General features: G+C 71.3%; 11 protein-coding genes and 2 tRNA genes. 6 read left to right on the top strand and 7 right to left on the bottom strand.

Translation table 11 applies throughout. From position 1 onward, the window contains the following. The first annotated feature begins 59 nt into the window (after nt 1-59). Nucleotides 60-818, top strand: a complete 759-nt coding sequence (locus OG199_RS26190) for an IclR family transcriptional regulator C-terminal domain-containing protein (RefSeq protein WP_356797364.1) — start codon at nt 60-62, stop codon at nt 816-818. Between the two features lie 294 nt (nt 819-1,112). Beyond that, nucleotides 1,113-1,186: transfer RNA gene (locus tag OG199_RS26185), tRNA-Lys, on the top strand. A 61-nt stretch (nt 1,187-1,247) separates the two neighbouring features. Here OG199_RS26185 and OG199_RS26180 read toward each other — a convergent pair. From OG199_RS26180 to OG199_RS26155, 6 genes are all read right to left on the bottom strand, one after another. Further along, a complete protein-coding gene (locus OG199_RS26180) occupies nt 1,248-2,540 on the bottom strand; it encodes a M18 family aminopeptidase (protein ID WP_401804123.1) in 1,293 nt (430 codons plus the stop codon). A 790-nt stretch (nt 2,541-3,330) separates the two neighbouring features. Next, nucleotides 3,331-5,004 (bottom strand): AMP-binding protein, encoded by a 1,674-nt coding sequence (locus OG199_RS26175; protein WP_405831535.1) that lies wholly within the window; start codon nt 5,002-5,004, stop codon nt 3,331-3,333. Between the two features lie 26 nt (nt 5,005-5,030). Continuing rightward, nucleotides 5,031-5,531, bottom strand: coding sequence for a DUF3592 domain-containing protein (locus tag OG199_RS26170; RefSeq protein WP_356808778.1), 501 nt, complete (start codon nt 5,529-5,531; stop codon nt 5,031-5,033). Between the two features lie 127 nt (nt 5,532-5,658). After that, the gene (locus tag OG199_RS26165) at nt 5,659-6,282 is read right to left on the bottom strand and encodes a lytic polysaccharide monooxygenase (RefSeq protein WP_356808779.1); all 624 of its coding nucleotides are present in this window, start codon (nt 6,280-6,282) and stop codon (nt 5,659-5,661) included. Nucleotides 6,283-6,499: 217 nt separating this feature from the next. Next, nucleotides 6,500-7,684 carry an SPFH domain-containing protein gene (locus OG199_RS26160; RefSeq protein ID WP_356808780.1) on the bottom strand — a complete coding sequence of 395 codons (1,185 nt, stop codon included), beginning with the start codon at nt 7,682-7,684 and terminating at the stop codon, nt 6,500-6,502. A 140-nt stretch (nt 7,685-7,824) separates the two neighbouring features. Beyond that, entirely contained in the window at nt 7,825-9,198 is a 1,374-nt protein-coding gene (locus tag OG199_RS26155; protein ID WP_405831533.1) for a peptidoglycan-binding protein, read from the bottom strand. 182 nt (nt 9,199-9,380) lie between these two features. On the opposite strand from OG199_RS26155, the gene OG199_RS26150 reads away from it, so the two are divergent. From OG199_RS26150 to OG199_RS26140, 3 genes are all read left to right on the top strand, one after another. Then, nucleotides 9,381-9,454: transfer RNA gene (locus OG199_RS26150), tRNA-Lys, on the top strand. Nucleotides 9,455-9,856: 402 nt separating this feature from the next. Then, on the top strand, nt 9,857-11,809 hold the full coding sequence (locus OG199_RS26145; RefSeq protein ID WP_405831532.1) for a glycosyltransferase family 2 protein: 1,953 nt from the start codon (nt 9,857-9,859) through the stop codon (nt 11,807-11,809). Continuing rightward, entirely contained in the window at nt 11,806-13,743 is a 1,938-nt protein-coding gene (locus OG199_RS26140; protein ID WP_405831531.1) for a galactose oxidase-like domain-containing protein, read from the top strand. Before OG199_RS26145 ends, OG199_RS26140 begins: the two co-directional genes overlap by 4 nt. A 49-nt stretch (nt 13,744-13,792) precedes the next feature. Here OG199_RS26140 and OG199_RS26135 read toward each other — a convergent pair whose 3' ends face one another. Continuing rightward, on the bottom strand, nt 13,793-14,812 hold the full coding sequence (locus OG199_RS26135; RefSeq protein ID WP_356798596.1) for a glycoside hydrolase family 6 protein: 1,020 nt from the start codon (nt 14,810-14,812) through the stop codon (nt 13,793-13,795). A gap of 209 nt (nt 14,813-15,021) precedes the next feature. Between OG199_RS26135 and OG199_RS26130 the strand changes: the two genes are divergently transcribed. Next, nucleotides 15,022-15,834, top strand: coding sequence for an ANTAR domain-containing protein (locus OG199_RS26130; protein ID WP_356798585.1), 813 nt, complete (start codon nt 15,022-15,024; stop codon nt 15,832-15,834). The last annotated feature ends 237 nt before the right edge of the window (nt 15,835-16,071 follow it).

Raw genomic sequence — 16,071 nt, 5'->3', positions numbered from 1 at the left:
GTTATCGTGGAGGAGCTCAGCTGTCCGGATCGAGGACCCAGGAAGCGCAGGGGGAAACCGTGGCGCTGATGAACGAGCCGACCGCGCCGTACCACTCGGCCCAGGACGCCCTGCGCGTCCTGGAGGCGGTGGCCCGGCACTCCGCCGGCATCACCGACGCCGAACTCGCCCGCAGGACGCGCCTCGGCCCCGACCGTCTGACCGCGCTGGTGCGGATGCTGCGCCGGGAGGGGTACGTCGAGCAGGTCACCGACGGCGTGTTCGTCGCCGGCGCCGCCCTCGGACGGCTGGACTCCGCCCACGGCCGTGACCTGGCGCTGCGCGAGAAGCTCCAGCAGACCATCGACCGGCTGCGCGACTCGGTGGGCGCCGCGATCTACATCAGCCGCTACATCGACGGCGAGGTGCAGGTCACCCAGTGCGCCGAGAGCCCGGCGACCCCCGCGGTCAACGAATGGGTCGACTTCCGCTCCTCGGCCCACGCCAGCGCCGTCGGCAAGAGCCTTCTCGGCCAGCTCGACCTCAACGCCCGCCGCGACCACCTCTCCCGTCACAGGATGGCCCGCCTCACCTCGCGCACCATCACCGACGAGCGGCTGCTGCTGTCCCGGCTCGACGCCCAGCCGCCGACGGTGCCGGTGCTCGACCTCCAGGAGTACGCGATCGGCACGGTCTGCGCCGCCGTACCCATCACCGCGGGCTCCTCGGTCGGCTGCCTCGCCCTGTCCCTCCCGGTCGAGCACGCCCACCGGCTGCGCCGGGCCGCGGACACCCTGAACCGCGGGGCGACCCCGGTGCTCGTGTCGCTCGCCCTCTAAGGGCTGTCCCGTGATCCCCGGTGGATCAGCGCGCGGCGTCAGACGCGGTGCATCGCAAGGCGGAGGGTCGTCCTCATACCGGGCGTATCCGGGCGATCCGACAACGCGGCGAGTGCCGTAGCTGTCGTCGTGCGCCCGCCGGGGATTTCGGGACAGCCCTTAGGGGCTGTCCGCGCCTTCGCGCCGCCCGACCGGTGGGCAGCGGCGGGCCCGACCCGGGTGGTCCGGAGCACCCCGCCGGACCAGGTAGTATTTCTTTCGTCGCCGACCGCGGAAGCGGAAGGCGGGAGTCATGCGCCGCTAGCTCAGTTGGTTAGAGCAGCTGACTCTTAATCAGCGGGTCCGGGGTTCGAGTCCCTGGCGGCGCACAGAATGAAGGCCCTCCACAGCTGTGGAGGGCCTTCACGCGTGTCCGGGCACCGGGGACGGTCAGCCCGCCGTGACGAACTCGGTCAGCACCCGCGCCAGCAGACCGGGGTCCTTCGCCCCGCACAGTTCGCGGGCGGAATGCATCGACAGCCCCGGTACGCCCACGTCGACGGTGGGGACCCCCAGCCGGGCCGAGGTGATCGGTCCGATCGAGGTCCCGCACGGTATGGCGTTGTGGGAGACGAACGGCTGCCAGGGCACCGACGCCCGCTCGCAGGCCGCGGCGAAGACGGCGACCCCGGTGCCGTCGGTGGCGTACCGCTGGTTGACGTTGACCTTGACGACGGGGCCGCCGTTGGGCAGCGGGTGGTGGTCCGGGTCGTGGCGCTCGGCGTAGTTGGGGTGCACGGCGTGCGACATGTCGGCGGAGACGCAGAAACCGCCGGCGAGGGCCCGGTGGAAGTCCTCGGCGCTGCCGCCCCGCGCACCGACGGACCGGCCCAGCACCCGCTCCAGCAGCGGTCCCTGGGCCCCCGACCAGGAGCCGCTGCCGACCTCCTCGTGGTCGAAGGCGGCGAGTACGGGCACGTAGGCGGGCGGCCGTACGGCGGTGGCCGCGGCGACCAGCGCGGTGATGCCCGCGTGCACGGAGATCTGGTTGTCGAGGCGGGAGGAGACCAGGAACTCCTCGTCCGCGCCGAGGTAGCCGGGCGGCTGGATGTCGTGCAGCATCAGGTCCCAGCCCAGGATGTCGGCGACGTCGGTGTCGGCCTCGTCGGCGATCCGGCCGAGCAGGGCGCCGGGCCGGGTGCCGCCGAGCCCCCACAGGGGGGTGAGGTGACGCTGCGGGTCCAGCGCGACACCTTCGTTGACGCCGCCGTCGAGATGGATGGCGAGCTGCGGCACGCGCAGCAGCGGCCGGTCGACACGGACGAGGCGACTGGAGCCGTCCCGCATCATCAGCCGTCCCGAGACGCCGAGGTCCCGGTCCAGCCAGGTGTTGAAGGGCACACCGCCGTAGACCTCCACGGCGATCTGCCGCCAGCCCGCCGTGCCGGTGTCCGGTTCCGGCTTGATCCGCAGGTTCGGGGAGTCGGTGTGGGCGCCGACGATCCGGAACGGCGTACGGGCCGGCGCACCCTCGGGGACGTACCAGGCGAGCAGCGCTCCCGCGCGGACGACGTACCGGCCGCCCTCGGCGCCGGCCACCCAGTCGTCCGTCTCGCGCAGTTCCTGGAAGCCCGCCTTCTCCAGGCGCTGGGCCGCGTTCGCGACCACGTGGTAGGGCGAGGGGCTGGCGCGGACGAAGGACAGCAGATCGTCGCTGTGACTGCGGTCATGCGTGGGGGACATGGGCGCTCATGCCTTTCGGGAAGACTGACGAGGGTGGAGGAGCGGGTCGGAGGGACCGTCCGGCCGAGTGCACGGTTCGGGGGACGGAGGCCGGTCGACGGCGGAACTCCCGGGCCGCGGCCGGGAGTTCCGCCGTCGCACGGGGAGGACCGAAGGAGGGGTCACCGCGGGACACGGGCCGGGGGCGCTCCCGCTCCCGGCGCCACCTGCCGAAGAACCCGGCGCCGTCGCGACGACTGGCGTGCACACCGCCCGGCCCCTCCCCGCCCGCGCCGTGGACCGCGGACGGCGCGGACGTCGCCCCGGTCGGCGGTCTCCCGTCCGGCACCGTGCTAGGCAGGGGCATGACAAAAGCCTGACCGGGATCCGCCCGCGGCATCACGCACGCGAGCCGTCACCGGAACCGCGCCATGAGCCGTCCGCAGCGTCCCAGCACCCCGAGTGGTCCGCGTGGCCCGCGTGGTCCGAGCGGTCCGCGTGGCCCGAACGGTCCGAACGGCCCCGGTCGTCCGGCGCCCCCGAATCCTCCGAGGGTCGCGCGGACGGCCCGTCGCGCCCGCGCGGGGCGGTGCGGCCCCGACGGCCTCCACGACCCGGATCAGGTGACGCATGTTCCCTCATTCCTCGACGCGGCGCCGTCCTCGGCACGGGCGACACGGGTGTCCGGGTGCATCCTCCCCCTGTCGGGCGGCGGCGATTCCTCCGCCGCCCGAGACCTCCGCACGACCTCCGCCCGCCTTGCGGACAGACCGGTACACACCATCGGAACGAGGCGGAACCCGAGCCGACTTCAGCCCTGCGTCACGGTCGGCAGCAGGCCCTCGCGCCCCCGCGCCCGGTACTCGGCCAGCAGTCCCCGCACATCCGCCGGCCCGAGCGGGCGGTAGACCGGCTCGCCGGCCGGCCGCCACCACACCGGGTCGGCAGTGCGAAAGCCCGCGCGCCGCAGGGCCGCCCGGTGGATCTTGTTCGTGGCGGTGACCGGCATCCGCTGCACGATCCGTACGAAGCGGGGTGCCATCTTGGTCCCCAGGTCGGGCTGCGCGGTCAGGAACGCGGCGAAGGCGCGCGGGTCGAAGGGGACACCGTCGCGCGGCGCCAGCGTCGCCATCACCTGGTCCCCCGCCACCGGGTCCGGCACCGCGTACACCGCGACGGCCGCCGCGCCCGGGTACCGGGCGAGGATGTTCTCGATCATCGCGGCGGCGAGGTTCTCGCTGTCGACGCGCAGACGGTCGTCCGTGCGACCGGCGAAGTAGAGGTAGCCGCCGGTGTCGCGGTAGAAGAGGTCGCCCGTCCAGTACCAGCCGTCGCGCCGCCGGGCCAGGTCGGCGGCCGGGTTGCGCCAGTAGCCCTCGAAGGGGCTGGCTCCGCGGTTCACCAGTTCCCCTATCGCCGCACTCCCGTTGAGCAGCCGGCCGTCCGGGCCGAAGACGGCCGCGGGGCATTCGGTGCGGGTCGCCGGGTCGATCACGGCCAGGTCGTCGCCGGGTGCCGCCCGCCCGATCGCGCCGGCCGGGGTACCGGGCGTGCGCTGGATGGCGGCCCCGCCCTCCGAGGAGCCGTACCCCTCCACCAGCCGCACTCCGAAGCGCTGTTCGAAGGCGGCCGCGTCGACCGCGCCGGCCTCCGTCCCGAATCCCGTCCGCAGGGGGTTGTCCCGGTCGTCCGGACGGGCGGGCGTGGCCAGCAGGTACTGCACGGCACGGCCCACATAGGTGAAGTACGTGGCTCCGCAGGCCCGTACGTCCGGCAGGAAGCCCGACGCGGAGAAGCGGCGCCGGAGCGCGACGCGCGCGCCGGCCGCCAGCGCGGGCGCCCAGTCGGCGATCACCGCGTTGCCGTGGAACATCGGCATGCAGATGTAGTGCGTGTCCTCCGGGCGCACCCCGAAGTGGTCGGCCAGTGAGCGTCCGGCGGCGGCCAGCCGGCCCTGGGTGCAGATCGCGGCCTTGGGGGCGCCGGTCGAGCCGGAGGTGAAGTAGAGGAGGAGACGGGAGTCCGGCGACACGGAGGGTGCCGCGTCCGGCTTCGCGCCCTCGTACGGCGCGAGGAGTTCCTCATAGGCCTCGGTGTCGGTGACCAGGACGCGTACGCCGGGCAGTTCGAGGCCGTCGAGGAGGGGCAGATGGGTCCGCCCGGTGACCAGGACACGGCATTCGGTGTGCAGGATGTCGCGGGCCAGTTCGGGGCCGCGCCGGGTCGGGTTGATCCCGGCGACGGCGGCACCGGAGAGGGCCGCCGCGCTCAGCCACAGGGGATATTCGGGGGTGTTGTCGAGCAGCACCCCGACGTGCGGCACGGCGCCGGGCGGCAGCAGATCGGCGAGGAGCGCCGCCCGCGCCGCCGCGCCCGCCGCCACCCGGTGGTGGCTGCGTACCCGCCCCTCGAACCACAGCCCCGGACGGTGGTCGCCCCACCGTTGCTGCACGAGTTCCGCGACGGTACACCTCATGGACCCCATGGAGGCGCACGGTAATTGACGTACCGTCAGAAAGGGAGCCCCGCGCCCTCGAACGCGTCCCCTCCGTTCCAGGCCGGGTCCCACATCGAGAAGAACTCGTGGACGCCCACCATGAAGCCGATGCAGACGAGGACGATCACCGTGCAGATGACCAGGGTGAAGACCGTGCCCGCCGCCAGCAGCCCCCGGCGCGGCGCGTGGGCCGTCGCCCTCTCCGGGCGATCGGCGATGTAGTGGACGGTGAGGATGTCGCCCTCGATGGTCGTCGCCGGGCCGTTCGGCTCCTCGAAGCGGATCGTACGGCCGTCGCGCGTCACGAACTCGTACACGTGGTGCAGCGTCGTGGAGACGGAGGTGTCACCACCGCCGCCGCTGGTCGTCGTGAACGACCGCACACAGCGCGCCTCCGCGGTCAGCCCGCTGTTCCACGCCCGGCTCATGTCCAGCGACCGGCGGACCACCACGACCGCCATGAAGATCACCCCGGCCATGATCACCGCCGGCACGGCATAGAAGAAGACGTCCATGACATTCCCCCGTTGTCAGGTGCAGCTCCACGCACGCCGTCATGGTCATGCCGACGTGCGTGGAACCTACCCGTGGGGGGTGGCCCGGCGCCTCAAGGGAGGCTCAGAACATCCGTGCTCGGTACCTTCAGAACGTGACGTCCGCGCACGAGTAGAACGCGTTCGCGGTGTCGGCGATCGTCCACACGCCGAGGATGACGTGGTGTCCGCTCAGACCGGTGGGCAGGGTGCCGGAGTGGGAGAGGGTGGACGGCGGGCGCTGCCCGTTGTACGGGACCGTCAGGAACGGTGTGGTGTTCAGGTCGGCCCGGGTCAGCGCGTGGTTCTGGTTCCAGCCGGGCTTGGTGACGAAGTACTTGAAATCGGTCGTGGCGTGCACGGCCGTGAACTGCCAGCGGAAGGTGTAGCTCTGGCCGCCGGTGACCTTGGTCGTGGGCCAGGCGCCGCCCGAGGGGGTCTTGGGCTGGTCGAGCTGGCCGAAGTTGGTGTGGTTCGCGGAGCAGATCCGGCCGTCCGCGGGGCCCGCCGCCGGGAAGCCCTTGGGCCCCTCGACGCTCTGGGGCTCCCACTGGATGTCACCGCAGTTGGCGACGGTGCCGCCACTGGCGCACATCTTCTGCCGGCTGAGGGGCTGGTCGGTGTAGCCGTGGGCGCCGGCACTGCCGGTGGAGAGCACGAAGGTGCCCGCGGTGGCGAGGCCGACGACGGCCGCGTACCACTTGGCGTTGTTCCTGGTCGTCCGTATGCGCATGCTGCCGCTCCTGGAGGACGTGGGGGAGGTTCTCGTGAGCCGTGCGCGCGTTTTTCAGGTCTAGACCAAGTCCCAGATTATTGCGGCTTCTTGAACATGTCCAGACCAATCACACACGTACCCCCGGACCTCTCGTCCGGATGAGGTGACGCCGGAACGCGGCGCCTCGTCAGCCGGGTCGCGTCCCCGTCCCGCCACCTGATCCGGACGACAGGGCCTACGGGGAGCCCTCCCGGCGGCCGGTGCAGAACGCCACCGTCAGATCCTTCACCAGCGCCTTGCGTTCGTAGTCGTCGAGTTCGACCAGACCGCGCAGGGTCAGCCGGGTGACCGTGTCCTCGACCGAATCGACGACGGAGTCGAGCACGGAGTCGCGGTGCTGGGCGTCCAGGGCCGCGATCCGGTGACGCTGTATCACGGCGGCGATCTCGGGTGCGTACTCGATCCGGGTCGGCTGCGCGGAGAACACCTCAAGACCGACCGGCGCCGCGTCCTCGACCACCAGCCCGGTCAGCGCCTCGCCGACGGCGTCGGAGTTGCGCAGGGTCAGGTCCTTGACCACCGAGGGCGGCAGGTCCGCCGGCAACCGCGTGAGCACCCGCGACAGCGCCGCCTCCACGCACTCGCGCAGGTACGTCTCATGGTCCTCGACCCCGAGCACGGCCCGCGCGGTGTCCTTGATCCGCCACACGACGAGCACCACCACCCGCAGCGCCACCCCGTTCGCGTCGACCACGGACATCGGCTCGCTGCGCCAGTGCCGCAGCCGTACGTCGGCCCGGCGCCGGATCACCAGCGGGTTGATCCACATCAGGCCGGTGCGCCGGACCGTGCCGCGATAGCCCCCGAAGAGACCGAGCACCCAGGCCCGCCCGGTCCGGCCGCGGGCCAGACCGCCGAAGCCGAACAGGCCGAGCGCGCCCGCTCCGGCGTACGCGCCCAACTGCGCGGGCCCGAGCCCGGCACCCGTGTGCCCGGGCAGCCCCAACGCCTGCCCCACGGCCGACGGCAGCGTCCCCGCCCACCACGTGCTGAGCACACATCCGGCCACCCCACAGGCCCCGGCCAGCACACCCGCCACCGCGGGCAGCACCCGCGCGGGCCGCTCCACCAGAGCCGGATCGACCTCCGGCACCGGGCGCGCGGGCCGGCCCGAAGCGCCCCGGCGGACCCGTGACGGTTCGCGCTCCCCGTTTCTCACCTGCGCCCGCAGGGGGACGGTGAGGTCCGGCTGCCGCTCCACGACGGCGGGCGCGAGCGGCACCGGCTCGGTCTCGTCCCGGAAGAGCAGATGGACGGGGATCTCGGTGGTCGCCTCGTTGTGGATGAGCCGGGCGGACCGGACGGCGCCGCTCTCCGCGGACTCATCGGGCTCCGGGGTGGGTGAAGTGGTCGAAGTCATTCCTGCCTCCGTGCCTGCGCGCGTGGAAGTGCGATCACGGACCGCGTCGGGACCGTGGGCCGTGCCGCCCCGTCAGAGTCCGCCGTGACGACTCGGGGACCTGCGCCGCGTCCGGGTTCCGTCCCGAGCCGCGGACCCGGTCACGAGAAGACCCGCCGCCAGGTCTCCGCGCCCGGGTAGCCGTCGGCCGCGCCGCCCCGCCAGCCCTGCGCCCGCTGGAAGGCCTCGACGGCGCGCCGGTCCGACTCGCCCCAGTCCGGCCCCGGCCCACCCGGGTAGTAGGCGCCGAAACCCTTCTTGACCAGCTGCTTTCCGAGCAGGGTGATGTACGCGTTGTGTGCGCCCGGCCGGAACATCCCGCGCCCGGGAAAGCCGGGAACGGCAGCGGACGGCGCCCCGTTGGCCCCCGTGGTGCCCACCGCCGTACCCACCGCCGTACCCACCGCTGTGCCTACCGTCGTACCCACCGCTGTGCCCACCGCGGGTGGGATGTCCCTGCCCTTCCCCTCCATCAGGTACGACCAGGTCCGCGGCCCCGGCAGCCCGTCCGCGCCGGCCCCCTTCCAGCCCTGGGCGAGCTGGAACGCCTGAGTGGCCCGTCGGTCCGCGTTCGACCAGCGCGGTCCCGGACCCGAGGTGTAGAAGCGGCGGCCGCCCCGCCCCACGAGGAGCCGGCCCAGCTGGGTGACATACGCGTTGTTCGTACCGGGGCCGAAGGCGGACGGGCCCGGGTAAGGAGTTGCCTGGGTACCCGGCGCCGAGGGCTGCGCGCCGCTCGCGCCGTCGGCCAGCCCCTTGTGACGGTAGGGCAGATAGTGGGCCGAGTTGCTCCAGTACGCGTACGGCGTGGACTGTCGGCGGGTGTGCGGGCGGGTCTGTTCGTAGGCGATGTAATACGTGTGCGTGTAGTCCGTCCAGCCGCCGAAAAGAACGACGTGCGAACCGTTCTGGGGATCCGCCGGATTGTGGAAGAGAAGAATGTCGCCGGGTTGCAGCTGATCGCGGGAAATGCGTACGCCGTACGTGCCGAGGCTGCCCGTCCATTCGTTTCCCGGCAGATTCCAGGCCATCGAGACGTATCCCGAGCAGTCCTGCCGGTATCCGTCCGACCAGTACGTGCTCATGCTGTACGGCACCTGCGCGGTGATCCACTTCTTGGCCCGGTTGATGATCTCCGCGCGGGTGGTGGCGGGCACCTCGACCCCGGTCCCCGGCTTCGCGGGACTTCCGGCCGACCCGTGCAGCGGGGCCTCGCCGCCCTGCGGCGTGTCGGGCTCGTCACCTGCGGGATCGCCCGGCCGGGCAGGTCCGTGCGCAGCGGCGACGACAGGCGCCGACGGGACCGCGACAAGGACCGCGCCCGCCGCCGCGGCGATCACGAAGGCCCGGTGCGCCGCCGGGCGGCCGACCGGTCCCGGGAGCACGGAAGGGGTCGGGAAGCGCCCGTGGCGCACGCATCCGGGGCAATCGCAGTCACTCGCGGGATCGAATTCCTCGAAGACCGGAGTCTCCATGCGTCGCCCCTCACCCTCCAGATAGAAATCTCCGCTTTTCTGCACAGTCGTCAGTTTCTCAACTGTCATCCGGTGGCGCATGTTGACGGTCCGAATGATGTACGCGGCCGACCATGGGCGGCCGGAACCGTTCCGCGGTCGGGAGCACCCGTTCGGATCGGGTAGAGTTCTCGGGTCAGCAGGCGCCGCTAGCTCAGTTGGTTAGAGCAGCTGACTCTTAATCAGCGGGTCCGGGGTTCGAGTCCCTGGCGGCGCACCGACAGAAGGGCCCCTCGCCACAGGCGAGGGGCCCTTCGTCGTACGGAGACATCCCATCTTCGCACAGACGTCCCAATTAGAGCGTATGACCGGTTAACAGCGCGTTTCGCACCTTGCGATCATGATGAGCGCCGTAGAACCCTGGGCGTCAAGGGACTGTCGGCACACGGCAGTTGGGGGCTTGGCCGGTTGCGTCCGTGGGGGGTTGGGGGCCCCGTACACGAACGGGTGTCGAGGGGGCGCCGTGCAACCGGATGGTCGCGTTTCCGCGCTCTTCACGCGTGTGGATGAAGGGCTGACGCTGCCTGCCAGCACGCGTCCGTGACGGTCGAGGGGGATCCGAGCGGGCGACAAGAACCGACGTACACGCACCCGACCGTGCGTGTGGGGGGAATGACTCATGACGTCGACGCCGACAGGCGCCCGACAGGACTTCGACGCGTCCGAGACAACCCGGCTCAGGGTGCCGGCACAACGGACCGGCTGCCCCGGCAGGATCGAGAAGACCCCGCCGAGATACGACTACGAGCACTACAGCAGGCTCGCGGGGCCTCTCACACGGCCCGATCCGAGCAAGCCGTACAAGGTGCGGTACCGCTCCCTGCTGTCCCAGGAGCCGCACCGCGTACGGGCCGCCCTCATGCTGGGCGCGGCACCACTGCTCTCACTGGTCCTGCTCGGCTGGCTGCTCCAGCCGGAGCACTGGACCGAACGCGACTACCCGGCCTACGACTTCCTGCCGGTGCTCGACATCGTGATGCTCGTCTCGATCGGCCTGATCGAGTTCTTCCGCTGCATGAACGTGCTCTCGAACGCACACGCGACCCTGGTCGCCCGCGACCCGATCCCGGTGGTGCCCGAGACCGGCACCAGAGTCGCCTTCCTCACCTCCTTCGTGCCCGGCAAGGAGCCGCTCGCGATGGTGACGAAGACCCTGGAGGCTGCCGTCAGGCTGCGCCACCGGGGCCTTCTGCACATCTGGCTCCTCGACGAGGGCGACGACCCCGAGGTCAAGGAGGTCTGCGAGCGCCTCGGCGTGCACCACTTCTCCCGCAAGGGTGTCGCGAAGTGGAACCAGGCCAAGGGGCCGCACCGCGCCAGGACCAAGCACGGCAACTACAACGCCTGGCTGGAGGCGCACGGCGACGCGTACGACTTCTTCGCCTCCGTCGACACCGACCACGTGCCGCTGCCGAACTACCTGGAGCGGATGCTCGGCTTCTTCCGCGACCCGGACATCGGTTTCGTGATCGGCCCGCAGGTGTACGGCAACTACGACAACCCCATCACCAAGGCAGCCGAGTCCCAGCAGTTCCTCTTCCACGCGCTGATCCAGCGGGCCGGCAACCGCTACGGCGCGCCGATGTTCGTGGGCACCTCCAACGCCGTACGCATCAGGGCGCTGAAACAGATCGGCGGCCTGTACGACTCGATCACCGAGGACATGGCGACCGGCTTCGAGATGCACCGCCACCGGAATCCGGCCACGGGGCGCAAGTGGCGCTCGGTCTACACCCCGGACGTGCTCGCGGTCGGCGAGGGCCCGAACGCCTGGACGGACTTCTTCACCCAGCAGCTGCGCTGGTCGCGGGGCACGTACGAGACGATCCTGAAGCAGTACTGGAAGGGCTTCTTCTCGCTGCCGCCGAGCAAGCTCTTCAACTACACCATGATGATCATCTTCTACCCGATGTCGGCCCTCAACTGGATCCTGGCCGCGCTGAGTTGCGCGCTGTTCCTGGGGCTGGGCGCCTCGGGCGTGAACATCGACCCGACGGTCTGGCTGATGCTGTACGGCAACGCCTCCGCGCTGCAGATCGGCCTGTACGTGTGGAACCGCCGGCACAACGTCTCCCCGCACGAGCCCGAGGGCTCCGGCGGCGTCGCGGGCATGATCATGTCGGCGCTCTCCGCGCCGATCTACGCCCGTTCGCTGATGGACGCCGTGCTGCGCCGCAAGAGCAGGTTCGTGGTGACCCCCAAGGGGGATTCGGCGAGCCCGGACACGCTGTTCGGGACCTTCCGGATCCATCTGTTCTTCGTCCTGGTCTTCGCCGGCTCGATCGTCGCCGGACTCCTGCTCGGGCACTCCCACCCCGCGATGATCACCTGGGCCTGCTTCGCCCTGCTGATCACGGCCTCGCCGATCCTCGCCTGGCAGTGGACGCTGCGCCGGGCCGGGAGGAAGCCCCCGGTCCCGCCCGAGGAGACCGCTCCCCTGCCCGCGCGGTCCTCCGCGCCCCGGCAGGAGCGGCACACCCCGCACGCGCCTGAGCACGAGCCCGGCCGGGCGGCGGCGCGGGGCGGCGCCGAACAGACCCTGCGGATGTCGCTCGGGGGGCGTGAGAAATGAGAGACGGTGCCCGTCGCCGCCGCGCTCGTCGTCTCGCGATGGGCGGGGCGGTGGTGCTCGCCCTGGCCGGGATGAACGGACCCTGGGTCTACCGCTTCAGCACGGAGAGGTACCACCAGTACACGATCAACAAGCCCGAGTACAAAGCCGAGAACGGCCACTGGGACGTCGTCCGGTTCCCCAAGCGGTACCGCCTGAACACCATCCACGCGGCCCTGCTGCACACCGGCAAGGTCCTGCTGGTCGCGGGCTCGGGCAACAACCAGGACAACTTCGACGCGAAGAAGTTCGACACGCGGCTCTGGGATCCGGTCAAGGGGACCGTCAAGCCGATCCCGACGCCGGCCGACCTGTTCTGCACGGGCCACACCCAGCTCGCCGATGGCAAACTGCTGATCGCCGGCGGCACCAAGCGCTACGAGACGCTGAAGGGTGACGTCACCAAGGCCGGCGGCCTGATGGTCGTCCACAACGAGAACCCCGACAAGCCGATCACGCTGCCCGCGGGCACCAGGTTCACCGGCAAGGAGAACGGCAGGACGTTCGTCTCCAAGGACCCGGTGCTCGTCCCGCGCGCGAAGAAGGTCTTCGCCAGGGCGACCGGCGCGTTCCTGCGCAACGACCCGGGCCTGGGCCGTATCTACGTCGAGGCGCAGAAGAGCGGCCCGAAGTACGAGACGGGCACCCAGGACAACTACCGGGTCCAGGGCCTGACGGGGCCGGACGCGCGCAACACGTACGGCATCGCCCAGAAACTCGCCCTGGACAAGAAGGATTTCCAGGGCATCAGGGACGCGTTCGAGTTCGATCCGGTCGCCGAGCGGTACATCGGGGTCGATCCGATGAACGAGGCCCGCTGGTACCCGACGCTGACGACCATGAGCGACGGCAGGATCCTCAGCCTCTCCGGCCTGGACGAGATCGGCCAGCTGGTCCCGGGCAAGAACGAGGTCTTCGACCCGAAGACCAGGAAGTGGACGTACACCAAGGGCATCCGTCAGTTCCCGACCTATCCGGCGATCAGCCTGATGCAGAACGGCGACATGTTCTACTCGGGCTCGAACGCGGGCTACGGACCGGACGACGTGGGCCGTGACCCCGGTATCTGGGACGTGGCGAGGAACAGGTTCACCCCCCTGCCCGGCCTGAGCGACCCCACCAGGATGGAGACGTCCGGCACGGTGCTGCTGCCGCCCGCACAGGACGAGAAGTACCTGGTGATCGGCGGCGGCGGAGTCGGCGAGTCCAGGCTCTCCAGCAAGAAGACCCGGCTCATCGACCTCAAGGACAGGAACCCGAGGTTCGTGGACGGTCCCGAGCTGGAGAAGGGCACCCGCTATCCGCAGTCCTCGATCCTGCCCGACGACACCGTCCTGGTGTCCGGCGGCTCCGAGGACTACCGCGGGCGCGGCGCCTCCGACATCCTCCAGGCACGCATCTACGACCCCCGTGCCAACACCTTCGACCGGGTCGCCGACCCCCTGGTGGGCCGCAACTACCACTCGGGGTCGATCCTGCTGCCCGACGGCCGCGTGATGTTCTTCGGCTCCAACCCGCTCTACGCGGACAAGGCCGGCACCAAGCCCGCCACGTTCGAGCAGCGCATCGAGATCTACACGCCGCCGTATCTCTACCGCGACTCGCGGCCCGGCCTGGCCGGCGGCCCGAAGACCGTCGCGCGCGGCGGCTCGGCGGCCTTCACCTCGGCGCACGCCTCGTCCATCAGGACAGCGCGCCTGATCCGGCCGAGCGCGTCCACCCATGTCACCGACGTCGACCAGCGCTCCATCGCGCTGGACTTCAGGAAGACGGCGACGGGGATCACGGTGACCGTGCCGAAGAACCGGAACCTGGTGGAGTCCGGCTGGTACATGCTGTTCGTGACGGACGACCAGGGAACCCCGTCCGAGGCCCAGTGGATCAGGGTTCCCTGATCCACCGGAGCCCGCCCCCGGTCCCGTACCGGCCGTCAGGCGCAGGCCTTCACTCGGAGGCCTTCGCCAGCTCCAGCGCGTACTCGGGCCACCAGTCGCCCGCCTTCGGACCCCCCTTGCAGGTGCCGTCCGACTCGCCGGGCCGCTTCACCCACAGATAGGCGTCGACGAGCGGATCGGCGGTCTTCGTCGTCGGGCTCTCGCCCAGCGCGCGTCCCGGCGGATTGCACCAGTTCTCGTCGGCCTCGCCCGCGGTGTACGGCCCGTTGCCGTTGCGGCTGGTGTCGATGACGAAGTGCTTGCCGCCGACCTTCGCGGACAGCTGCTTGCCGTACGCGACGGAGTCCCGGGTCGAGTAGAAGTTGGAGACGTTCACCGCGAAGCCGTCGGCCAGACCGACGCCCGCCCGTTCGAGCGGCTGGAAGATCTGGTCGGGGTGGCCCCAGCCCGCGTTGCCCGCGTCCAGGTACACCTTCGTGTTCTTCAGGGACTTGAGCCTGGTGACGGCCTCCTTCAGAAGGAAGTAGCGCTCCTCGTGCCACCGGCCCGGAGTGCACCGGTCGACCAGGTGCAGGATCGCGTCCGGCTCCAGGACCACCGTGGCGGGACGGTCACCGATCCCCCGGGCGACGCCGTCGATCCAGGTCCGGTAGGTGTCGCCGTCGGCGGCGCCGCCCTGCGAGAACTGGCCGCAGTCGCGGTGCGGGATGTTGTAGAGGACCAGTACGGCGGCCCGGTCGGCCCGCTGGGCGGCCTGTGTGAAGCCGCGCGCCTCCCGCTCCGGGTTCTCCGGCCCGATCCACTCACCGGTCGGCCGTTCCGCAATCTTGCGGATCTGCTCCGCGTCGTCCTTCCTGCCCGCCTTGGCGTACGCGGCGACCTGCTCGGCCGCGCTGCCCGCCGGGTTGACCCAGAACGGGCCGGAGTTCCTGGGCTGTCGGGTGATCCCGGATCCCGCACCGTCGCTCTCGTCCCCGCCGCCCCCCGCGGACGAACACCCCGCCAGCAGCAGCACCGCCCCCATCACCGCCATGGACGCCCGTGCCCCGGCCTCCTTGCCGCCGTACATGCAACTCCCCCTCGGATGCGCCGCATTGAGGGTCAATCGTGACATAGGCGTCTCCTCGCCCACGAGATCGCCCGAACCCTGTCGGAGAGCTGTTACAGGCCCGGACGCGCTGGGTAGGCGCCGCTGAGCGGGGGCCCGGCACAGCGGGACGGCACCGACGGGGACGACGGGGGAGCAGGGGGGACGACAACGGAATCGGGGTACGGGAGATGCATCCGAGCACCCGGGAGACACGGCTCGCGGCGGCACTGCTGGAAGCCGCGGACACCCTCTCCGACAGCTACGACACCGCGCACCATCTGCAGCGCCTGTCCGACCACTGCGTGGAGATCGTCGGCGCGCACTCCGCCGGGATCATGCTGGTCGCGGGCGCCGAGCGGGTCTCGTTCGTGGGCAGCAGCCGCCGCCAGGACATCGCGCTGGACCTGCTGACCGTCCAGGCGGCCCCGGACCGTCGCGGCCCCTTGCTGGACAGTTACGGCACGGGCAGGCCCGTCCCGCACATCCCGATCGGCGCCGCCCGGACCGCCGCCCGCTGGCCCGACTTCACCCGGCGGGCGCTGCGCCACGGCATCGCCGCGACCTTCGCGGTCCCGCTGCGCCGCCGCGAGACGCTGCTCGGCGCGCTCAACGTGTTCGTATCCCCGCCGTCCGGTCCCCCGGAGCCGCCCGGTCCGAGGGAGCCCCCCGGCCGACCGGAGCCGCCCGGCGACGAGGAGAGCGTACGGCTGGCGCAGCTGCTCGCCGAGGCGGCGGCCGCCGGACTGCACAACCAGCGGCTGCACGCGGAGTACCGCACGCTGGCGGGGCAGGCGCAGTCGGCGCTCTCCCGCCGCGTCCGTGTCGAGCAGGCGAAGGGCATACTCGCCGAGCGCTGGAACACGGGTGTGGACCAGGCCTTCCCGGCACTGCGCCGGTACGCGCGCCGGCACCGGATGCCGCTCGACGAGGTCGCGGCGCGGGTCGTGGCGGGCTCGTTGGACCGCGACGGCCTGGACGACGAACGGCCCCGGCCCGTATGACGCGGGCACAGGCCGCCCGCGGAGCGGCCGTCACCTGGGCGGATCACACAGCGCCACCAGGTGCCGTCCGACCTCCGACAGCCTCTAGGCCGGAACGCTCATCCGCTCTAGAGTTGCCTCGAACGCCCCCGGCCCCCGGCCGTTCGCGCCATGCCGGTCATCCGGATCACCGGGCTCCTGCCCGTGGTTCGCGCTGTCCGGAATGGTCTCGGAACCTCCCGCGCCGTCGCCGGGTTA

This window comes from Streptomyces sp. NBC_01176 (genome assembly GCF_045039825.1).
GTDB lineage: Bacteria > Actinomycetota > Actinomycetes > Streptomycetales > Streptomycetaceae > Streptomyces.
This window is presented reverse-complemented; position numbering and strand designations above follow the sequence as displayed.